18 protein-coding genes are annotated in these 21,964 nt (G+C 61.2%); 5 read left to right on the top strand and 13 right to left on the bottom strand.

From position 1 onward, the window contains the following. Positions 1 to 4 precede the first annotated feature (4 nt). From BW978_RS09020 to urtA, 7 genes are all read right to left on the bottom strand, one after another. Positions 5 to 823, bottom strand: coding sequence for an urease accessory protein UreD (locus tag BW978_RS09020; RefSeq protein WP_076394239.1), 819 nt, complete (start codon positions 821 to 823; stop codon positions 5 to 7). Then, positions 766 to 1,893, bottom strand: coding sequence for a CE1 family esterase (locus BW978_RS09015; protein WP_076394238.1), 1,128 nt, complete (start codon positions 1,891 to 1,893; stop codon positions 766 to 768). Before BW978_RS09015 ends, BW978_RS09020 begins: the two co-directional genes overlap by 58 nt. Before the next feature lie 97 nt (positions 1,894 to 1,990). After that, positions 1,991 to 2,686 carry an urea ABC transporter ATP-binding subunit UrtE gene (gene urtE / locus BW978_RS09010; RefSeq protein ID WP_076394237.1) on the bottom strand — a complete coding sequence of 232 codons (696 nt, stop codon included), beginning with the start codon at positions 2,684 to 2,686 and terminating at the stop codon, positions 1,991 to 1,993. A gap of 145 nt (positions 2,687 to 2,831) precedes the next feature. Continuing rightward, positions 2,832 to 3,587: an urea ABC transporter ATP-binding protein UrtD gene (gene urtD, locus BW978_RS09005; protein ID WP_139330403.1), complete on the bottom strand. Its 756-nt coding sequence runs from the start codon at positions 3,585 to 3,587 to the stop codon at positions 2,832 to 2,834. 4 nt (positions 3,588 to 3,591) lie between these two features. Beyond that, positions 3,592 to 4,761 carry an urea ABC transporter permease subunit UrtC gene (gene urtC, locus BW978_RS09000; protein WP_076394233.1) on the bottom strand — a complete coding sequence of 390 codons (1,170 nt, stop codon included), beginning with the start codon at positions 4,759 to 4,761 and terminating at the stop codon, positions 3,592 to 3,594. Continuing rightward, positions 4,758 to 6,362 (bottom strand): urea ABC transporter permease subunit UrtB, encoded by a 1,605-nt coding sequence (urtB, locus tag BW978_RS08995; RefSeq protein ID WP_076394231.1) that lies wholly within the window; start codon positions 6,360 to 6,362, stop codon positions 4,758 to 4,760. Before urtB ends, urtC begins: the two co-directional genes overlap by 4 nt. Before the next feature lie 243 nt (positions 6,363 to 6,605). Continuing rightward, positions 6,606 to 7,895 (bottom strand): urea ABC transporter substrate-binding protein, encoded by a 1,290-nt coding sequence (gene urtA, locus BW978_RS08990; protein ID WP_076394229.1) that lies wholly within the window; start codon positions 7,893 to 7,895, stop codon positions 6,606 to 6,608. 225 nt (positions 7,896 to 8,120) lie between these two features. Between urtA and BW978_RS08985 the strand changes: the two genes are divergently transcribed. The 5 genes from BW978_RS08985 (at position 8,121) to BW978_RS08965 (ending at position 16,152) form a co-directional block, all read left to right on the top strand. Continuing rightward, the gene (locus BW978_RS08985) at positions 8,121 to 8,702 is read left to right on the top strand and encodes a biliverdin-producing heme oxygenase (protein WP_076394227.1); all 582 of its coding nucleotides are present in this window, start codon (positions 8,121 to 8,123) and stop codon (positions 8,700 to 8,702) included. Further along, entirely contained in the window at positions 8,665 to 11,220 is a 2,556-nt protein-coding gene (locus BW978_RS08980; RefSeq protein WP_076394225.1) for an HWE histidine kinase domain-containing protein, read from the top strand. Before BW978_RS08985 ends, BW978_RS08980 begins: the two co-directional genes overlap by 38 nt. Before the next feature lie 105 nt (positions 11,221 to 11,325). Next, positions 11,326 to 11,775, top strand: coding sequence for a DUF5680 domain-containing protein (locus BW978_RS08975; RefSeq protein WP_083697562.1), 450 nt, complete (start codon positions 11,326 to 11,328; stop codon positions 11,773 to 11,775). Between the two features lie 77 nt (positions 11,776 to 11,852). Continuing rightward, a complete protein-coding gene (locus tag BW978_RS08970) occupies positions 11,853 to 15,236 on the top strand; it encodes a hybrid sensor histidine kinase/response regulator (protein WP_076394221.1) in 3,384 nt (1,127 codons plus the stop codon). Beyond that, positions 15,229 to 16,152 carry a response regulator transcription factor gene (locus tag BW978_RS08965; RefSeq protein WP_076394220.1) on the top strand — a complete coding sequence of 308 codons (924 nt, stop codon included), beginning with the start codon at positions 15,229 to 15,231 and terminating at the stop codon, positions 16,150 to 16,152. The genes BW978_RS08970 and BW978_RS08965 overlap by 8 nt, the downstream gene beginning before the upstream one ends. A gap of 226 nt (positions 16,153 to 16,378) precedes the next feature. On the opposite strand, the gene BW978_RS08960 is transcribed toward BW978_RS08965, so the two are convergent. The 6 genes from BW978_RS08960 to BW978_RS08935 form a co-directional block, all read right to left on the bottom strand. Next, the gene (locus BW978_RS08960; RefSeq protein ID WP_076394219.1) at positions 16,379 to 17,494 is read right to left on the bottom strand and encodes a branched-chain amino acid ABC transporter substrate-binding protein; all 1,116 of its coding nucleotides are present in this window, start codon (positions 17,492 to 17,494) and stop codon (positions 16,379 to 16,381) included. A 166-nt stretch (positions 17,495 to 17,660) separates the two neighbouring features. Next, positions 17,661 to 18,014 carry a DUF6867 family protein gene (locus BW978_RS08955; RefSeq protein ID WP_054148355.1) on the bottom strand — a complete coding sequence of 118 codons (354 nt, stop codon included), beginning with the start codon at positions 18,012 to 18,014 and terminating at the stop codon, positions 17,661 to 17,663. Positions 18,015 to 18,032: 18 nt separating this feature from the next. Continuing rightward, positions 18,033 to 18,761: an ABC transporter ATP-binding protein gene (locus tag BW978_RS08950; protein ID WP_076394218.1), complete on the bottom strand. Its 729-nt coding sequence runs from the start codon at positions 18,759 to 18,761 to the stop codon at positions 18,033 to 18,035. Continuing rightward, on the bottom strand, positions 18,761 to 19,633 hold the full coding sequence (locus tag BW978_RS08945) for an ABC transporter ATP-binding protein (protein WP_076394217.1): 873 nt from the start codon (positions 19,631 to 19,633) through the stop codon (positions 18,761 to 18,763). Before BW978_RS08945 ends, BW978_RS08950 begins: the two co-directional genes overlap by 1 nt. Beyond that, a complete protein-coding gene (livM, locus tag BW978_RS08940) occupies positions 19,633 to 21,027 on the bottom strand; it encodes a high-affinity branched-chain amino acid ABC transporter permease LivM (RefSeq protein WP_076394216.1) in 1,395 nt (464 codons plus the stop codon). Before livM ends, BW978_RS08945 begins: the two co-directional genes overlap by 1 nt. A 4-nt stretch (positions 21,028 to 21,031) precedes the next feature. Next, entirely contained in the window at positions 21,032 to 21,934 is a 903-nt protein-coding gene (locus tag BW978_RS08935; protein WP_076394215.1) for a branched-chain amino acid ABC transporter permease, read from the bottom strand. Positions 21,935 to 21,964 lie beyond the last annotated feature (30 nt).

Raw genomic sequence — 21,964 nt, 5'->3', positions numbered from 1 at the left:
ATCGTCAGAGATTCCAGACTTTTGGCACAGACGCGCCCCCGCGCAAGGCCGAAATGACGGGCAACAGGATTTTTCTCAAGGCAAAGCCGTCCGAGGCAGCCACACGGGCAACAAGCTTGCCTTGCCAATGACTTACGCCGCCCATTTCTTCACCGATATGCTCACGAATTGGGCGGATCAGCGCTTCAGCACGCGGGCTGACGAGGATCAGCGTGGCAAAGGCAACGCGCCCGGCCAACACCGCCGGAGATGTTACGAGGTTAGCGACATCCCCATCGAGCTTCAGCTCTTCGGCATGCAATAGCTGACCCCCACGGCGGATCCGCCAGCGGTCGCGAACCAGACCGGCAGTCATCGCCTCGCCCATGGCCTTGCGCCCGAGCAGGATCGCCTCGACGGCCAAGAATTCGGCGTCCTCGGCGAGGTCGACCTCCAGCCGGCGCGTCAGCGATGCGTTGTCGAAGAGAATGCTTTCCTGCGGCAGCCAGTGCATGCGGGCACCCTCGCCCACCTCGATGCGCGTGGTGATCTGGCCGGTACCGGCAGAAGCCTTGTAGATCTTTTCGCAGGCCTGTGTGGTCGCGGTTAGGAAGCACCCGGGACCGGCCCTGAAATTCCAGTCGAACTGGTCACCGCCGGTGATGCCGCCGGCGGTATTGATGATGACGGCCTCAAGCTCGTCGCTAAAGGTCTCAGGTAGGCGGATCTTCGCCGCCCCCTCCTGATAAAGCTCGGCGATGCGCGTGCGCCCGCCGAGCGACTTCGTTACAAGTCGTCCGACACCAACGGCGCGTTGCTGTCTGGTTTGCTGGATGGGCTGCACCTTGTCCCCTGCCCGCCATCGCTGATCCCGGCGGTTTTCTGTTTGTCGCCGCAGGCAGCATCGACCGCGACTGTCGCAATCATCTCGCCGCCCGAGGCCTTGAAGAACTCCCACATTCTATCGGTCGCATCAACCTCGCGGATCGCCTTGTCGCCATTGGAGGCGAGGCGGAAGCGCACCGTGCGGGCCGGCCAGGCGTGGTCGGCGCTGGCAATCACATAGGAGACCACGCTGGTGCCTGCCCGGCAGCCTGCATAGGTGGCCACGTCGGCATTCTCGCCGGTCTCGAGATTGGCCCGCGTCTCGCAGCGGTTCAGCTCGGCCCAGCGGTTGAGCGCCACTTCACCGCCATAACGCCAGTAGGCTCGGCCACCGCCCTCGAACGGATTGACGTGATCCTTCTTGCCCGAGAAGGCGATGATCGAGACCGGCCGGCTCGGCTGGCAACTTTCCCGCCGCGGCTGCCAGACACCGTTTTCTTCGACCGGTGTGCCGGCGCGCAAGCCCATGACGAAGCCGGCAGCGGCGAAATCGCCGAAGCCATTGCAGATATATTGTGACAGCATGCGCCCGCCGCCGGAATAGCCCGAGGCGTAAACCTTGGTGGCGTCGATGCAGAGCTTATCTTTTGCGATCTTCAGCGCCTCACGAATGGCGGCGGACTCATCCGCGCCCTCACCCGCCGTGACACCGGGCACGTTCCAGGCATAGGTGTTCGGCAATTCGCCCTTCAGGCTGCCGGCCAGCGCCATAACGACGAAGCCTTCGCGCTCGGCAACCTCGTTCCAGTGGCTGCGGCCGAGCTGGACCTTGGGATTGCTGTTGGAGCCGTGGAAGTCGAGAACCAGCGGAACCTTCTTTTTGCCCGAATAGCTCGACGGAACGATATAGATCGCCTCGCGCTCCACACCACCGGACTGGAAAGTGAGGCCATATTGGCCGGGCTCGATCGGGCTGCCGCAAGTGGCCGCCTCAGCAGCAACGGCCGAGAAGCCGAAGAGAAAGAGCCCCGCGACCGCACGAGCAAATACGCCCGTCCGAGCGCGGTGGGATACCGTGCTGGTTGTCATGGATGTGCCTTCTGTTCGCAGATGCGCGTTCAATACCACGCGTGTCCCCAGCATCAACCCGACTTCGCTAATAAATCATCAACCCTGTCTTGCAAAATTACACGGTCAGGTGACGCCGCGCCTCCGGCGTATCGAGCGTCTCCGCAGCACCCTGGTGCACGATCTCGCCGCGATCCATGATGTAAACGTGATCGGCAAGCTCCCGGCAGAAATCGAGATACTGCTCGACCAGCAGGATCGCCATGCCGGTCGTGTCGCGCAGGTAGCGGATCGCCCGACCGATATCCTTGATGATCGACGGCTGGATGCCCTCGGTCGGTTCGTCCAGCACCAGGATCTTCGGCCGCGTGACCATGGCACGCCCGATAGCCAGCTGCTGCTGCTGCCCACCGGACAAGTCGCCGCCGCGCCGCGACAGCATCGTATCCAGCACCGGGAAGAGCGCGAAGATATCATCCGGGATAAAGCGGTCTTTGCGCTCCAGCGGCGCATAGCCGGTCTCGAGGTTTTCCCTGACGGTCAAGAGCGGAAAGATCTCGCGACCCTGCGGCACATAACCGACGCCGGTCCGCGCCCGGTTGAACGGCGCCATGCCGTTGAGCTTTTGGCCGTTGAAGGTGATCGTGCCCGCCGACACCGCATGCTGGCCGGTGATGGCGCGCAAGAGCGACGACTTGCCCACCCCGTTGCGGCCGAGCACGCAGGTGATCTTGCCCATCTCGGCATTGATCGAGACGCCGCGCAGCGCCTGGGCGGCACCATAGTGAAGATTGACGTTTTCGACTGTCAGCATGGGTTTGTCCCCCGTTGTCATGTTCCGACCTCCCCTTGAGGGGGGAGGTCGCAGCGAAGCTGCGGGTGGGGTTGATCCTTGTACGACCGGTCACCCCACCCCGGCGCCTTGCGCCGACCCTCCCCCTCAAGGGGACGGTGAGCGATCACCGCCCCAGATAGTTCTCTATGACCTTCTGGTCATTCGAGACGAAATCGATCGAGCCTTCCGCCAGCACCGATCCTTCCGCCAGACACGTCACCTTGACGCCGAGGTCGCGGATGAAGCCCATGTCGTGTTCGACGACGACGACAGAGCGGGTCTTGGCGATCTCCTTGAGGAGAATGGCCGTCTCCGCCGTCTCGGCATCGGTCATGCCAGCAACGGGTTCGTCAACGAGCAGCAACTTCGGCTCCTGGGCGAGCAGCATGCCGATCTCCAGCCACTGCTTCTGTCCATGCGAAAGGTTGGCGGCGAGTTCATCCTTGCGATGGGTCAGGCGTACCGTCTCCAGGATCTCCTCGATGCGCGCCTTGTCCTCGGACGACAGGCTGTAGAACAGCGTGGCAAAGACACCGCGCTTGCGGTTCAGCGCCAGCTCCAGATTGTCCCAGACAGTATGGCTTTCGAACACCGTCGGCTTCTGGAACTTGCGGCCGATCCCGAGCTGGGCAATCTCGGCCTCGTCCTTCTTGGTGAGGTCGATCTTGCCACCATCGAAAAAGACCTCGCCGCTGTCCGGCCGGGTCTTGCCGGTGATGATGTCCATCATCGTCGTCTTGCCGGCACCGTTCGGGCCGATAATGGCTCGGAGTTCCCCGGGCTCGACGATGAAGGAGAGCGAGTTCAACGCCTTGAAGCCGTCGAAGGAAACGGAGACGCCGTTGAGATAGAGCAGGCTGGACGTGGTCTGGTCGCTCATCACATCACTCCGCAGCCACGGGGGCCGATTGGGGTTTCACGTCGGTGTTGGCTGCATCCTTGTCCGCCTCGCGGGCATAGTCCTTGCGCTTGGCAAGATAGGCCTGGACGGTGCCGACGATGCCCTTGGGCAGGAACAGCGTGACGAAGATGAAGAGGCCGCCCAGCGCAAACAGCCAGAGGTCTGGGAAGGCACCGGTAAAGTAGCTCTTGCCGACATTGACGAGAATTGCCCCGATGATCGGCCCGATCAGCGTCCCGCGCCCGCCGACAGCCGTCCAGACGACCACTTCGATGGAGTTGGCAGGCGCGAATTCGCCGGGATTGATGATGCCGACCTGCGGCACGAAGAGCGCACCGGCAATGCCCGCCATCATCGCCGAGACGACGAAGGTGAAGAGCTTGATGTTCTCCACACGGTAGCCGAGGAAGCGCACGCGGCTTTCCGCATCACGGACCCCGACCAGCACCTTGCCGAATTTCGAGCGGGTGATGCCGGACGCAATGACCAGGCAGAGCGAGAGGAAAATCGCCGAGAGCGCGAAGAGCACCGCGCGCGTGCCATCCGCCTGGACGGAGAAGCCGAGGATCTCCTTGTAGTCGGTGAGGCCGTTATTGCCGCCGAAGCCCATGTCATTGCGGAAGAAGGCGAGCATCAGCGCATAGGTCATCGCCTGGGTTATGATCGAGAGATAGACGCCGTTGACGCGGGACCGGAAAGCAAACCAACCGAAGACGAAGGCGAGCAGGCCGGGCACGATCAGCACCATCGCCATGGCAACGGGGAACATGTCCATGCCATGCCAGAACCAGGGCAGTTCCTTCCAGTTCAGGAAAACCATGAAGTCCGGCAGGATGGGATCACCGTAGACGCCGCGGGAGCCAATCTGGCGCATCAGATACATACCCATCGCATAGCCGCCGAGCGCGAAGAAGGCGCCGTGGCCGAGCGAGAGGATGCCGCAGTAGCCCCAGACGAGATCGAGCGCCAGCGCTAGCAGCGCGTAGCAGAGATACTTGCCGAGCAGTGACATGACATAGGTCGGCACATGAAGCGCGCTGTCGGGCGGCATGAGCAGGTTGAGCGCTGGAATGAGCAATGCGAAGGCGACGAGGATGCCGGCGGCAATGAGGATCTTGCCTTCGAGTGCGCGCAGAATGAAGCCGGTAATCATGCTTCCACCGCCCTTCCCTTAAGCGCGAACAGGCCGCGCGGTCGTTTCTGAATGAAGAGGATGATCAGCACGAGCACGAGGATCTTGCCGAGCACGGCGCCGACCGAGGGTTCGAGGAACTTGTTGAGGATGCCGAGCGAAAGTGCTCCGACCAGCGTGCCCCAGAGATTGCCCACCCCGCCGAAGACCACGACCATGAAACTGTCGATGATGTAGGACTGGCCAAGGTTGGGCGAGACATTGTCGATCTGGCTGAGTGCCACACCGGCAATTCCGGCGATGCCCGAGCCGAGCGCGAAGGTGAAGGCATCAACCCAGGGCGTGCGAATGCCCATGGACGAGGCCATGCGGCGGTTCTGGGTCACGGCGCGCATCTGCAGGCCGAAGGCGGAGCGCTTCATCAGCGCCAGAAGCGCAAAGAAGATGGTGAGCGAGAAGAGCACGATCCACATGCGGTTCCAGGTGATCGTCAAACCACCCAGCGCAAACGAGCCGGACATCCATGACGGGTTGCCGACTTCCTGGTTTGTCGGGCCGAAGATCGTGCGGATGGTCTGCTGCAGGATCAGGGAAATGCCCCAGGTGGCCAGCAGGGTTTCGAGCGGTCGGCCATAGAGAAAGCGGATCACGCCGCGCTCGATGACAAGCCCGATCGCGGCCGTCACCAGGAAGGCGACGGGAAGCGCGATCGCCAGCGACCAGTCGAACAGTCCAGGATAGCTGGTGCGGATCACCTGCTGCACCATGAAGGTGGAATAGGCGCCGATCATCACCATCTCGCCATGCGCCATGTTGATGATGCCCATGACACCGAAGGTGATGGCAAGGCCGATGGCGGCGAGCAGCAGCACCGAGCCGAGCGAGATACCGTACCAGACATTCTGGCCCATATCCCAGAACAGCAGGCTGTTCTCGATCTTGGCAATCGCCGAGTCGAGATCGGGCTTGAGGCTTTCGTCGAGGGTGGACGACACAGACATCAGGATGCTGATGGCTTCTCGTCCGCCAAGCGAGGCGACAGTCTCGATCGCCCCACGCTTCTCATCAACCGAGCGGTCGGAGGCGAGCACGGAGACGGCCCGCGCCTCTTCCATGCGCGCCTTGACTTGCGAGTCCTGTTCCGTGGCAAGGGCCGTTTCGACCAGGTCGAGATTTTCCGCACTCGGCGACTGCAGCACCGCCTGGGCTGCTGCCAGCCGGACGCTGCGGTCGGGGCTGAGCAGTGTGAGCCCGCCCAAGGCCGATCGGATGGCGCGGCGCAGAGTGTTGTTGACCCTGATCTTGGTAAAGGCGCCCTTCGGCTCCTCGGCGATCGTCTCGCCCGAGAGGGGATCGATGGCTGCGAGATTGCTGCCCGCAGCCTTGGTGATGACCACCTGATTGTCCGACTTGCGCAGATAGAGATCGCCTTCGGCAAAGGCTTCGAGTGCCGGCACGACACGCGGATCGCCGGTGGCGGCGATCTGGCCGAGCAGCTCTTCGGCCTGCTTGAAATTGGCCTTGCCGAGAGCGTTAAGCAGGTCCTTGGCATCGCTCTGCGCCATGGACGGCGCGGCGAAGCTGAAAAAGATGAAGAGCAGTGTGATGAAACGGATAAGCATTCTGTTGTCCCCCGGTTGGCGGGGCGGCGGAGCTTGAAAAGCCCCTCATCCGCCTGCCGGCACCTTCTCCCCGCGAACGGGGAGAAGGAGTAGTTCCGCTATGGGCGGTTCGCGAACACCCTCCCCTTGAGGAGGAGGGTCGAACTGAAGGTTCGGGGTGAAGTGAGACCTTGAATGACACCACCCCCACCCATCGCTCCGCGATGACCTCCCCCTCAAGGGGGAGGTGGGAGAAGGCTGTTATCAGCTACCCTTGCCGCCGCACTTGCCAGTGGCGACGTTGAAGTTGCCGCATTCCATCGGCTTGCGCCAATCGGAGATCAGGTCCTTGGAGTCGGGCAGGTAATCCGACCATTCGTCACCGACAACGGACGGGGTCTGCTGGACGATTTCGAACTGGCCGTCGGCCTGGATTTCACCGATCAGCACCGGCTTGGTGATGTGGTGGTTGGGCATGACGGTCGAGGTGCCGCCAGACAGGTTCGGAACGGCAACACCGATGATGCTATCGAGAACCGCGTCGGTTTCGGTCGTGCCGGCAGCTTCGACAGCAGCAACCCAGGCCTGGAAGCCGATATAGGCTGCTTCCATCGGGTCGTTGGTCACGCGCTTGTCGTTCTTGGTGAAGGCATGCCAGGTCTCGATGAACTCGGCATTGACGGGGGCATCGACGGACTGGAAGTAGTTCCAGGCGGCGAGATGGCCGACGAGCGGTGCCGTGTCGAGGCCGGCGAGTTCTTCTTCACCGACGGAGAAGGCGACGACAGGGATGTCTTCGGCCTTGATGCCCTGGTTGCCCAGTTCCTTGTAGAAGGGAACGTTGGCGTCACCGTTGATCGTCGAAACGACGGCGGTCTTCTTGCCTTCCGAGCCGAACTTCTTGATGTCGGAGACGATCGTCTGCCAGTCGGAATGACCAAACGGCGTGTAGTTGATCATGATGTCGGCTTCGGCAACGCCCTTGGACATCAGATAGGCTTTGAGGATCTTGTTGGTCGTCTGCGGATAGACGTAGTCGGTACCTGCGAGAACCCAGCGCTCGACGCCTTCGTTTTCGGCCAGGTAGTCAACGGCCGGGATTGCCTGCTGGTTCGGAGCAGCACCGGTGTAGAAGATATTGCGCGAGGATTCTTCACCCTCGTACTGGACCGGGTAGAAGAGGATCGAGTTCAACTCTTCGAAAACCGGCAGGACGGACTTGCGCGAAGACGAAGTCCAGCAACCGAAGACGGCCGCGACCTTGTCCTTTTCAATCAGCTCGCGGGCCTTTTCCGCAAACAGCGGCCAATCGGAAGCCGGGTCGACGACGACGGCTTCGAGCTTCTTGCCGAGAACGCCACCCTTCTTGTTCTGCTCTTCGACGAACATCAACATGGCGTCTTTCAGCGTCGTTTCCGAGATCGCCATCGTGCCCGACAGCGAGTGGAGAACGCCGATCTTGATCGTCTCTTCCTGCGCGAATGCGCCATGGAAAGCTGTGGTCGACAGCATGGCGCCGAGAAGCGCGCCTGTCAGTTTCATCTTCATGGACATTGTTGTGATCCCCTCTTCTTGGTCGCAACCGGTCGGTTAAAGAGTGTTAACCGTTGCTGAAGGGGACTATCCGATGCCGCAGTGCAAAACCGTATACGTCGTTTGACGTAGGTCGGGGGGTAAAAGAGGGAACACGTATGGCGGACCGATCGCAGCCTTACAAGTTCAGGGTTGTACAGATCAAAACACCACCGATATAGAGGGGCGTGTCTAGAAAGGATTGCAATGGATTTCCCGCCCCGTCGGACTGCTCTCAAAGAGGCGACTGCCGACGCTCATGCGGCGCTCGATAGCCTCGTCGGCAGTTTCCGGACCCTCGATGACTACAAGTGTTATCTGGCCGGTATCGCCGCATTCCGCATGCCGGTCGAAGCCTGGCTCTCCGAGATCGAACTACCTTTGGACCTCAAGGGCTACGAGCCTCACCGTGTCCATGCCGAGCTGGAGGCCGATCTTTCCGACCTGAACACCCGCCCGCCAACCAACCAGCCGGCGTTCACGCCCCCGGAGGGCGACGGGATCGTCGGGCTGCTTTATGTTCTGGAAGGTTCGGCGCTCGGCGCCCGCCTCCTCGCCAAGCGCGCGGAAACACTCGGTCTTTCGGCCGATTTCGGCGCGCGACATCTTTTTTCTCAAGCACGGAACTTTTCCAGCTGGCGTGCGTTGACTGAGCATATGGAGAACGTGCGTGTATACGACAACCGAGCCGCTGCGAGTTGGGCAAACACCGCTTTCGACTATGCCCGTAGTGCCTTCGAAAGCGCCCTGAATGCAGAACGTTCCATCCGTAGACCTCACCAATTGTGATCGCGAACCCATCCACATCCCCGGCTCCATCCAGCCGCACGGATGTCTCCTTGCCTGCGACCCCGGCATAAGTTCGATCCGGCTTTATTCGGCGAATGCTCCGGAAATGCTGGGCGCTGAGGGACCGATGGACGGGCTCTGGATTGCCGATCTGCTCGGCGAGGACGTGATCCATGACATCCGCAACGCCGTGGCCGCCGCACCCGAAGCCAGCCGCCCGGCAGTGATCGCCCATATGCGCCTGCCGACGGGGCAACACTTCGATATCGCGGTCCATCGCCAGAAACAGGGAGCCATCCTCGAATTCGAGCCCTCGTTCCGACGCACCCAGCCGCTGCAGCTCGCCCGTGAGATGATCGGACGAGTGAAGGATATCAACGATATCGATCTGCTGATTTCGGCATCCGCCAAGCTGGTTCGCACCGTGCTCGGCTACGACCGCGTCATGGTCTACCGCTTTGAGGAAGATGGATCGGGCAAGGTCGCGAGCGAAGCCAAGCGCCACGATCTGGAGAGTTTTCTCGGCCAGTATTTTCCGGCGACCGATATCCCGCGCCAGGCGCGCATCCTCTACATGCAGAACCCGATCCGCGTCATTTCGGATGCGAGGGGTCTGCGCGTCGATCTGCTGCCGCAGGCTGAAGAACGGGCAGCGCCACTCGATCTTTCCTTCGCCCACCTGCGCAGCGTCTCGCCGATACACTGCGAGTATCTGCGCAACATGGGCGTTTCGGCCTCCATGTCGATCTCGATCATCGTCGACGGCAAGCTCTGGGGCCTGATCGCCTGCCATCACTATGCGCCCAAGACCCTGACCATGTCCGAGCGCATCGCGGCAGAAATGTTCGGCGAGTTTTTCTCGCTCCATCTTCTGGCGCTGAAGCAGAAACGCAAGCTGGATATCTCCAACGAGGCGCGGCGCTCGCTGGACAGGTTTCTCCAGGCGGCCTCGCATCGCTCCGATCTCGACGACATCCTCACCGCCGCTCTGCCCGAGTTCCAGACACTGTTCGCCTGTGACGGCGTCGGCCTGTTGATGAATGGCCGCTGGACGGCCATCGGCAGCACGCTGCCGCCGGGCGCGGAGGAAGACTTCACTCGCTTCATCGCCGAGGTGGCAGATGGACGTATATGGTCGACAAAGGCGCTGTCTGAGGAGTACCCGCCAGCCGCCGCTTTCTTCGAAGATGTTTCCGGCGTCATGGCGGTTCCCGTCTCGCATTTGCCGCGCGACTACATCTTCTTCTTCCGTAAGGAGCGCCTGCAGACGCTGGACTGGGCCGGCAATCCGGACAAGTCCTATGAGACAGGCCCGCTTGGCGACCGCCTGACCCCACGCAAGAGCTTTGCCCTGTGGAAAGAAACGGTTCAGCGCCAGGCGACGCCGTGGCGCGACAGCGATTTCGAGATTGCCGAAGCGATCCGTTCGGCGACCGTCGAGATCGTGCTGCGTCACAACGAGCTGATGCAGGAGGAGCGCAACAAGTCCGACGTGCGCCAGCGCATGCTGAACGAGGAGCTGAACCACCGGGTGAAGAACATCCTGGCCGTGATCAAGTCGCTGGTGGCGGCGCCCTCGCAGGACCAAGTGCAGATCCAGGACTATATCGGCTCGCTGCGCGGCCGCATCCACGCGCTGTCCCATGCCCATGACCAGCTGACGCGGGGTGGTGGTGGCGGCACGCTGAACGACCTTCTGCAGGCAGAGCTCCTGCCCTATCGCGCTGGTCGTAGCGTGATCGAGGTGAACGGCCCCTCCGTCACGCTCGACGCCCGGGCCCATGCCGTGGCAGCACTGGTCATCCACGAGATGTGCACCAATGCTGCAAAATACGGCGCCCTTTCGCGCGACGGTGGCTCGCTTTCCATTTCCTGGGAGGAAACCGGAGACGGTGACTGCCGACTGCACTGGCGCGAAAGCGGCGGACCGACCATTGGCCCCATCGGCCGCAAGGGCTTTGGCTCAGCCCTCATCGAGCGTAGCATTCCCTACGACCTTGGCGGCACGAGCCGGGTCGATTATCGTTCCGAGGGACTGGATGCAGAGTTCCGGCTGCCAGGCCGATTTCTGAGCTGGGAGGCTGAAGCCGTGAGCGAAGAACCCAACCCGCATGCCGAGGCCGAAGTGGCCAGTCATCCGACCAGCATCGCCGGAATACCGGTCCTGCTGGTTGAGGACCAGGTTCTGATCGCCATGGATGCCGAAATGATGCTCGCCGACGCCGGCATCGACAATATCGTGACCGCGAGCTCGAGCAGCGACGCCTTGAACCGCCTCAAGAGTTTCACCCCGGTCATCGCAATCCTCGACATCAATCTTGGCAGCGACACATCGGTGCCCGTCGCCCTGGAGCTCATACGTCGGGGCATTCCCTTCGTCTTTGCCACGGGTTACGATGATCGCTCCTCTGTTCCAGAGGAATTGCTGTCCGTGCCTGTCGTGCGCAAGCCCTATGATGCCGGCGCCCTCGTGAAAGCACTTTCCGATCGGCTGGCCGCCCAGGTTCCGGCGGAATGATCCTCTGAAACCGTCGCAACCCCTGCGTTGCTAGGGTTGCCGGGCCGGCCCGAAGCCAATACGTTCTCATTATGTTCCGACATAAGGGAGGCGACCGTGGAGGCTTTGGAGCGTTTCATCATTGAAGCCAAGGCCGTGACCTATGTCAGCGGCAAGGTCCTTGCCCCCTCGGCAAGCCGTGCGGGCGCCAAGGACATTTCCTATGAGCGCGGACGCTTTCGTTATCTCGACAGCCATTTTGGCGGCACCGATTTTCTCGGCCAAGAAGTGGTCTGGCAGGACGAGATCCCGGTCTGGGCCATGAACTATTATGGTCGCATCCTCGATGCCGAGCGTTTCGACGGCGGGCGGGCCGGCACCGTCATCAAGCAGGCTCTGACGGCCCTTTATCAGGAAAAGCGCTTTCTCGGCGGCTTCACCTATCTGCACCCGCTCGGAGAATATGTCGACCAGTCGGTCGGGGACTACAGCAGTTTCCTCGGTGTCGAACGCATCCGAATGGGTGAGCGCGTGGTCTATCAACTCGACTATCAGGGTGGCCTCATCAAGCCCTGACGGGCCTTGCTATTCTGGACAATCGCGTGAAAATGCCTAAAGGAAAGCCACTCACAACAAGGCGCTAGAATTTAGGCATGGCCGCACGCCAACGCATCATCCCCGTTCGCCGCGAATACAATCGCTGGGTTGCGAACCAGACGCTGGAAGACTATGCGCTGCGCTTTACGGCGAAGAGCGCTCGCAAATTCTCCTCCAGCCGTATTTCACAAACCGCAATCGGCGCGATTAGTTTTCTGGCACTCGAAGCGATCGGCGGTACGATCACCATCGCCTACGGCACGACCAACGCCTTCTTCGCCATCATCGTCGCCGCGATCCTGATGCTGCTCGTCGGCATACCGATCAGCCGCTACGCAATCCGCCACGGGGTCGATATCGATCTTCTGACCCGGGGCGCCGGCTTCGGCTATATCGGATCGACCATCACCTCGCTGATCTATGCAGCCTTCACCTTCATGCTCTTTGCCATCGAGGCTTCGATCATGACCAAGGCGCTCGAGCTCGCCTTCGGCATTCCGCTCTGGCTCGGCTACATCATCTCCGCTGTCGCCGTGCTGCCGCTGGTGACCTACGGCATCCGGATGATCTCGAAGTTCCAGCTGATCACCCAGCCCTTCTGGATCGTGCTCAACATTCTGCCCTTCGTCTTCATCGCCTTTCTCGATTGGGAAAAGATCGACCTCTGGCTGGCTTTCGCCGGTGTCGGCCATTCCAACGCCCATCTGGGCGAGACCGCCCCCTTCAATCTCCTGGAATTCGGCGCCGCTTCAGCCGTCATACTGGCGCTGATGCCGCAGATCGGCGAGCAGGTCGACTTCCTGCGCTTCCTGCCCCCGGAAGGGCCCCGCAAACTGCACCACCGCATCGCGATCTTTCTTGCCGGCTCTGGCTGGGTCGTGCTCGGCGTTCCGAAACTGCTCGCCGGCTCCTTCCTCGCGGTATTGACACTCGCCACCGGCGTGCCGATCAGCGAGGCCGCCGATCCCGCCCACATGTATGTCGCGGCCTTCGGCTACATGATCCCGAATGAGATGGCCGCCATGCTGCTGATGGCAGGCTTCGTGGTGATCTCCCAGCTCAAGATCAACGTGATGAACGCCTATGCAGGCTCGCTCGCCTGGTCGAACTTCTTCTCGCGTCTGACCCACAGCCATCCGGGCCGCGTCGTCTGGCTGGTCTTCAACGTCGCGATCGCCCTGCTCTTGATGGAACTCGGCATCTATGGCCTGCTCGAAGAGACGCTCGGCATATTCTCGATCATCGCCATGAGTTGGCTTTGCGCCATCTCAGCCGATCTCTTCGTCAACAAGAAGCTGGGCTTGTCGCCGCCCGGCATCGAGTTCAAGCGCGCCCACCTCTACGACATCAATCCCGTCGGCTGCGGCACCATGGCGCTCTCGGCAGGCCTTGCCCTCGCCGCCCATTTCGGCGCCTTCGGCTCGACCATGGCTTCCCTATCGACCTACGTGACGCTGGTCGCCTTTGTGATCTCACCGCTGATCGCCTGGGCAACCGACGGCAAGTTCTACCTGGCGCGCAAGCCGCGCGACAGCTGGAAGAACCAGACCGGCATCACCTGTTCGATCTGTGAGCACCCGTTCGAGCCGGAGGACATGGCCTGGTGCCCCGCCTATGCAGCCCCGATCTGCTCGCTCTGCTGCACGCTCGACAGCCGCTGTCACGACATGTGCAAGCCGCACGCCAAGATCAATGCGCAGGCCGCGACGGTTGCCCGCGCCCTTCTGCCCGACGCAGTGATCGAGACCTTCTCGACCCGTCTCGGTCGCTACGCGCTGACCGCCATGATTTCGATTTCCGTCATCGGCATCATCCTTGCGGTCATCGCCCATCAAGTGAATGCCGCGACCCCTGCGATGACCGGTGTGGTCAACCGCACGGTCACCGTCGTCTTCTTCATCTTCGCCATCATCGCTGGCATCGTCTCCTGGTTCTACGTGCTCGCCCATGACAGCCGAGTGGTGGCGGAAGAAGAATCCTCCCGTCAGAACACGCTGCTGCTCAAGGAAATCGCCGCACACCGGAAGACCGATGCCGCACTTCAGAATGCTAAGGAGACGGCAGAAGCGGCGAACCGGGCAAAGAGCCGTTATGTCGTCGGCCTCTCCCACGAGTTGCGCACGCCGCTCAATGCCGTGCTCGGTTATGCCCAGATCCTCGAACGCGACGAGACGATCCCAGTGCCGCGCCAGTCTGCGATAAAGGTCATCCGTCGCTCCGCCGACCATCTGTCCGGCCTGATCGACGGCCTCCTCGACATCTCAAAGATCGAGGCAGGCCGCCTGCAGGTCTTCTCCAACGAGGTCAACATCCAGGATTTCCTAGACCAGCTGATCGACATGTTCGCCCCCCAGGCGGCAGCCAAGGGCATTCTCTTCGAGCACCAGCGCGCGCGCGCCCTGCCGCTCTACGTGCGCACGGACGAGCGGCGCCTGCGCCAGATCCTCGTCAATCTGCTATCGAACGCCATCAAGTTTACAGAAGAAGGCACGATCCGCTTTGCCGTGGACTATCGCAGTCAGGTTGCGACCTTCACCGTCAGCGACACCGGCCGCGGCATCTCGGAAAAGGACCTTAACCGCATCTACGAGCCCTTCCAGCGCGGCGAGGCAGACAACATACGACCGCAGCCGGGCCTCGGCCTTGGCCTCACCATCACAAAGCTCCTGACCAACACGCTTGGCGGCGAGATCTCGGTCACCAGCGAACGCGACAAGGGCTCGACCTTCAAGGTGCGCCTGATGCTGTCGGCCATCGACCGGCCGAACACAGCGCCTGCACCGGAGCGCAAGATCGTCTCCTATACCGGCCCGCGCCGCACGATCGTCGTCGTAGACGACAACGAGGACCACCGCGAACTGATGCGCGAGGTGCTCGCCCCGCTCGACTTCGTCGTGCTGACAGCCGGTGGCGGGCCCGAATGCCTGACACTCATCGAAGGCGTGAAGGCCGACCTTTTTCTTGTCGACATTTCGATGCCGGGCATGAATGGCTGGCAACTCGTTGAAAAGCTGCGTGACGCCGGCCAGAAGGCGCCGATCCTGATGCTCTCGGCAAATGTCGGCGACGCCCCTGCCCCCGGCGGCGAGGGCCATGACGACGCCATCACAAAGCCGGTCGACATCACCCGTCTACGCGACAAGCTCGCCCGCTTTCTCGGCCTCGACTGGATCTATGCCGACGACCCACGCCTGCTTCAGCCGGCAGCGCCACCGGAGCGGCCGGTCTCGCCGGGGGCGATGCATGTCGAGGAGTTGATCAGCCTCTGCGATATCGGCTATGTGCGCGGCATCGAGGCGAAGCTTGCCGAACTCGGCGGGCTGGGCAACACGACGGCCTTCGTCGACGCGGCACGCGCCTATCTGCAGGCCTTCGACCTCGCCGGCCTGCGCAGCTTCCTGACCTCATTCGAAACCGGCAGGGAGCCGATCCATGGCTGAGGCGAACCGCCGCGATATCGTGCTTCTGGTGGACGACAGTCCCGACGCGCTCGGCTTCCTCACCGAAGCGCTGGAAGCCTCTGGCTATTCCGTCCTGATCGCCACTTCGGGCCATGGCGCCCTCTCGATCGTTGCCCGCATCAGCCCCGACCTCATTCTGCTCGACGCTGTCATGCCCGGCATGGACGGGTTCGAGACCTGCCGCACCTTGAAGGCCGATCCGGTGGTTGCTCAGGTCCCGGTCATCTTCATGACCGGGCTCACTGAGACCGAACATGTGGTCAAGGCGCTGGAATCAGGCGGCGTAGACTACCTCACCAAGCCGATCAATATCGACGAGTTGCGCGCCCGCATCCGCGTTCACCTGTCGAACGCCCGCTCGGCCCAGAGCGCCCGCGTCGCCCTCGATGCCGCCGGGCGCCATCTGCTCGCCATCAGGGGGGACGGTCAGGTGCACTGGACGACGCCGCAGGCCAACCGTCTGATCGAGACGGCGATCGGTCATGCCGACGGCATCGGCAATGTGGCGAAGGCCGCCGCCGAATGGCTGGCCCATCGCCGAACCGGAACACCACAACGGGTGGAAGTGAGCTTTGCCTTTCCGGGCGCAACCGGGCTGCCGCTGACGCTGTCATTGCTCGGCACGATCGGCGCTGACGAATATCTCTTCCGCCTCACCTCAGCCAACAGGCAGAGCGAAGACGAAATGCTGCGCGAGAGCTTCGGCCTGACGCACCGGGAAAGCGAGGTCCTGCTCTGGATCGCCAAGGGCAAGGCCAATCGCGATATCGGCGAGATCCTCGGCCTGTCCTCGCGCACGGTGAACAAGCATCTGGAGCAGATCTATTCGAAGCTCGGGGTGGAGAACCGTGCATCGGCGGCTGTGAAAGCAGCGGATGTGTTGCGGGGAACGTGAGCGGCAGTAGGCAGTAGGCAGTAGGCAGTAGGCAGTAGGCAGTAGGCAGTTAAAATCGGCAAGGCGATCCGATCTTGCAAGAACCAGCTCTCAAGTCTTCGCTGTCACGCGCGACACGAGATACAAATGCCGACCTATTGGCTATTGGCTAATTCCTAAATCCTCCCCAAAACGCAGAAAGCCCGGCGCGAGGCCGGGCTTTCCGTCGGTCCGATGAAGGATCGAATTAGTCCTGGAAGTACGAGTACTTGCCGTCCTCGCCCTTCTTCCAGGTGTACATGACGTAGTCCGGACGGGTGATGTCGCCCTTGGCGTCGAACGAGAGTTCGCCGATGACGGTCGTGAACGGACCCTTTTCCTTCAGAGCCGTAGCAACGGCTTCCGAGTCGGCCGAAGCTGCAGCCTTGGCGGCGTCAGCAATGACCTGGAGGGCAGCGTAGGAGTACAGCGTGTAGGCTTCAGGCTCGAAGCCAGCATCGCGGAACTTCTTCACGGCGTCGGCAGCGTTCGGGTTCTTGCGCGGGTCCGGCGGGAAGGTCATGAGCGTACCGTCGACTGCGTCACCGGCGATCGAAGCAAGTTCGTTCGAGGTGATGCCGTCGCCAGACATCAGGGTCGCTTCCAGGCCCTGGCTGTCCATCTGACGCATGATCAGGCCGGCTTCCGTGTGCAGACCGCCGAAGTAGACGACGGTGACGCCGGCTTCCTTCATCTTGGCGATGAGGGCCGAGTAATCCTTTTCGCCGGCAGTGATGCCTTCGTAGATCACTTCGGTGATGCCCAGTTCGTTCATCGCCTTCTTGGTTTCGTCGGCAAGACCCTGGCCGTAAGGCGTCTTGTCGTGAACAACGGCAACCTTGCCGTCCTTGAAGTTGTCGGCGATGTACTTGCCGGCAACTGCGCCCTGCTGGTCGTCACGACCGCAGACGCGGAAGGTGTTCCACAGGCCGCGCTCGGTGTAGTTCGGGTTGGTCGAAGCAGGCGTGATCTGCAGGATGCCGTTTTCGGCATAGACTTCAGACGCCGGGATCGAAACGCCCGAGTTGAAGTGACCGATGACGAACTTGACGCCGTCGGCGACGAATTTGTTGGCGACCGAAACGCCCTGCTTGGCGTCGGAGACGTCATCGCCGAGCACAACCTTGATCATTTCGCCGTTGATGCCACCAGCTGCGTTGATGTCGGCAGCAGCCTGCTCGGCACCCTTCTGCAGCTGCGCACCGAAGGCAGCGTTCGGGCCAGTCAGCGGGCCGGCGACGCCGACCAGGATCTCGGCATACGCGCTGCCGCTGAAGGCAACCATGGCCGTCAGCGCAACTGCCGAAAGAAGAGACTTCTTCATATTGTAGCTCCCAAGTTTTTTGTGCGGGTTTAGGATAAAAACCCTGCGCAATACCCGCTGTGACTGCGCCGGAAAACTGTTCCACTCTTTTGTATCAGGCCGAGGCCTTGTTTTATGCCATGCCGTAGCCCTCTGTCGCCAATCTGCGACAGAAAACAACAACTTGTCAATCTTTGTTCTTCCACGAGAAATACGAAGTTCTCTCGTAGAGCCAGTAATAGTTGTCGACCATCTGCGTGGTACGGCGCGCCTGGAAACCAGCCGCTGCAAACGCCATCAGGATTACGACGTCGACGATGTAATAGAAGGGGCTCAGGAACGGTCCGGCAAACAGCGAATAGTGCAGGAAACGCATGGCAAAACCCAGCCCGAGCACATAGACGAGAACCGTGCCATAGCCGTCCCAGCCTTCCGCTGCGGCCTTGCCCGTGCGCCAGGCGGTCCAGAAGCCGAGGAGCAGAACGAGGAAACGCAGCACGAGACGAACTGTCGTGTCGCTTTCGAAAAACAAACCTTGCATGTCAAATACTCCCCGCGCTCAGTGATGGCCGCCTTCGAGATAGGCCGCGCGAACCGACGGATCGGCCAGCAGTTCCTTACCCGTACCACTCATCGTCACCTTGCCATTGACCATGACATAGGCACGGTCGGACAGCTTCAGTGCGGCGAAAGCATTCTGCTCGACGAGGAAGACGGTCAGGCCTTCTTCCTTATTGAGCCGCTTGATCTGCTCGAAGATGCCCTTGACGATCAGCGGCGCAAGACCGAGCGACGGCTCGTCCAGGAGAAGCAGCTTCGGACGCGACATCAGAGCGCGACCGATCGACAGCATCTGCTGCTCGCCACCGGAGAGCGTACCGCCGCGCTGGCTCTGGCGCTCCTTCAGACGAGGGAACATGGTGAACACCTTCTCCACGTCCTCCTTGAAGTATTTCAGGTTGTCGAGGCCGGCGCCCATCTGCAGGTTCTCGAGCACGGTCATGCGCGGGAAAATGCGGCGGCCTTCCGGCGACTGCGCAATGCGACGACGGGCAATCAGGTGCGTCGGCATCTCGGTGATGTCTTCGCCGTCGAAGACCACCTGACCGGCACGCGCCTGCGGGCTGCCGCAGATGGTCATCATCAGCGTCGACTTGCCGGCACCATTGGCACCGATCAGCGACACGATCTCACCCTTGTGCACTTCGACATCGACGCCCGCGAGCGCGCGAATGTTGCCGTAATAGGTTTCGACGCCGGAAACCTTGAGAAGCGGTTCAGAGGACATCAGTGCTCTCCTCCGGCAATCGCTTCGACTTCGTGGATCACTTCTTCCAATTCTTCATCCTCGACACCCAGATAGGCCGCGATGACCTTCGGGTCGTTCTTGACGTGATCAGGTGTGCCGTCGGAGATCTTCTGGCCGTATTCCAGGACGACGACGTGATCGGAAATCTCCATGACGACTGACATGTCGTGCTCGATGAGGAGCAGCGAGGTGCCTTCATTGCGGATAGCGCGCAACAGCGTGTTGAGCGCCAAAGACTCCTTCGGGTTGAGACCGGCAGCCGGCTCATCCAGGCACAGAAGCTCCGGACCCGTGCACATGGCACGGCAGATCTCCAGACGACGCTGGGCGCCATAGGGCAGATCGCCAGCCGGATCATCGGCGCGCTCGACCAGATCCGCTTTCTCGAGCCAATAGCGAGCCTTCTCGATCGATTCAGACTCGGCCTTCTTGTAGGCCGGCAAGCCGAGCAGGCCGAGTACGGTGTAACCGGATGCCTTCATCAGGGCATTGTGCTGCGCCACCAGAAGGTTTTCGAGAACCGTCAGACCGGAGAACAAACGGATGTTCTGGAACGTCCGCGCCACCTTTGCCTTCTTGGGGATCTCGAAGTCTGGCAGCCGCTCGAGGAGATGGCGGTCACCGGATTTCTGGATCAGGGTGATCATGCCCATGGTCGGCCGATAGAAGCCGGTGATGCAGTTGAAGACCGTGGTCTTGCCGGCACCGTTTGGCCCGATCAGCGCGGTGATTTCGCCGCGCTTGGCTTCGAAGGACAGGTCGTTGATGGCCATGAGGCCACCAAAGCGCATCGACAGATGCTCGACTTTCAGGATCGTGTCATTGCTCATTGTCGTGTTCCCGGAGGCCATTAGCCGTGACCCTCCTTGGTGAAGCTGCCCGAGACGGCCTTGCGTTCCTTGAGGAAGGCCGTCGGTTCTCTGCTGCCGACGAAACCGCGCGGCTTGAACAGCATGACGATCACCATGGCGAGGCCGAAGAGGATCATGCGGTACAGTTCCGGTGTAAATTCGGGGCCGAAGATGACCTTGAGGAACTCCATCTCACGCAGAGCTTCGGTGCCGCCGATCATAACGATCGCCGCAATCGCGATGCCCGTCAGCGATCCCATGCCGCCGAGAACGACGATGGCAAGGATGACGGCAGATTCGAGGAACACGAAGCTTTCCGGCGAAACGAAGCCCTGACGTGCAGCGAAGAAGGAGCCAGCGAAGCCGCCGAACATCGCACCGATCGCGAAAGCCGTAAGCTTGGTCGTGACGGTGTTGATGCCGAGCGAGCGGCAGGCGATCTCGTCTTCACGCAGCGCTTCCCATGCACGGCCGATCGGCATGCGGCGAAGCTTGATCGTGACATAAGCCGTCAGGCAGCACAGCGCCAGGATCACATAGAACAGGTAGATCTTGTAATAGGCTGATGACATCGGCAGGCCGAAAGTCTTGGCAAAACCGCCGGCCGAAGCATCGAAAGGCATGCCGAACAGCGTCGCCTTCGGAATGCTGGAGATACCGAAGGTACCCTTGGTAACGTCCTGCCAGTTGATCAGCACCAGTCGGATGATTTCCCCGAAGGCGAGCGTCACGATAGCCAGATAGTCCCCTCGGAGACGCAGCACCGGGAAGCCCAGGATGATACCCCAGAAGGCGGCCAGGATACCGGCGAGCGGCAGAAGCAGCCAGAAAGACAGGCCGAAATTCTGGGCAAGCAGTGCGTAGGAATAGGCACCGACTGCATAGAAGGCGACGTAACCGAGATCGAGCAGGCCAGCGAGACCGACAACGATGTTGAGCCCCCAGGCAAGCATGACGTAGATCAGGATCTGGATGCCGAAGTTATCGACATACTTGAGAGAACCCTGAACCCCGGTCAGCGCAACGATGACCGGCGGGTAGAGGATCAGCGCAAGCAGCGCGATCTTCAGGAAATGCGTCTTGAAGAATGACGGCTGCGCATCAATCTCGTGCACGGGAACGGAAGCGGACTTCTTTTCCCGGCGGGCCGCGAACCATGGCGCAATGAACGCCACCATCGCGAAGCGGCCGACTGCGGCGATCACTACGAACACTGCGAGCAGGCCGGGACGCGTGTACCAGATCAGTTCATTCGCCATATTCTGATCGGTCTTGATGCCGATGTAGAGGCTGAACAGACCAAGTGCGATGATACCGGCGAACAGGCCTTCCTTGATGGCGCGCGCCAGGGTGCCGGACGACGCGGCACCATTTACGTTTTCAGAAGTAGTCATGGGATCAAACCTTCTCGACTTCCGGACGTCCGAGGATGCCGGTGGGCTTGAAGATCAGCACGAATGCCAGGATGCCGAAAGTTGCGACATCCTTGTAAGCGATGCTGAAATAGGCGGACCAGAGCGACTCGATCAGACCGATGAGCAGACCACCAAGCACGGCGCCCGGCAGGGAACCGATGCCGCCGAGAACGGCCGCGGTGAAGGCCTTGACCCCCGGAATGAAGCCGTCGTGGAACGATGCGACACCGTAATACATCAGGTACATCGTGCCAGCGACTGCAGCGAGTGCCGCCCCCATCACGAAGGTGATGGAAATCGTCCGGTCGACATCGACGCCGAGCAGTGCCGCCATCTTGCGGTCCTGCTCCGTGGCGCGCTGAGCGCGACCCAGCGGTGTCTTGTTGACGATATACCAGAATGCGGCGAGCAGGACGACAGTCACCACGACGATGATCACCTGCTTCAGCGCGATGGTGATATTGCCGAAATGCAGAACATCACTGACCAGCGGCGGGATCGGCTTGTTGCGCGGACCCTGCGAGATCTGGATGAAGTTGGACAGAACGATCGACATGCCGATCGCCGTAATCAACGGCGCGAGGCGGAAGGAACCGCGCAGCGGCCGATAGGCGACCCGCTCGATGACCCAGTTCCACAGGCTGGTCATCAGCATCGCGACGATCAACATCACAAACAGGGCGACCGCCACGGGAACGCCAGCAAAGAAGGATGTCAGGACCAAGAATGCGATGAGAGCGGCAAAGCCGCCAAGCATGAAGATATCACCATGGGCAAAGTTGATCATGCCGATGATGCCGTAGACCATCGTATAGCCGATAGCGATAAGGCCATAGATGGAACCAAGAGTCAGCCCGTTGATGAGCTGCTGGGCAAAGTACTCCATATATTATCCCCCGGACGCGCCTTGCTGTTG

The sequence above is a fragment of the Rhizobium sp. RU33A genome, assembly GCF_900156055.1.
Classification (GTDB): domain Bacteria; phylum Pseudomonadota; class Alphaproteobacteria; order Rhizobiales; family Rhizobiaceae; genus Allorhizobium.
This window is presented reverse-complemented; position numbering and strand designations above follow the sequence as displayed.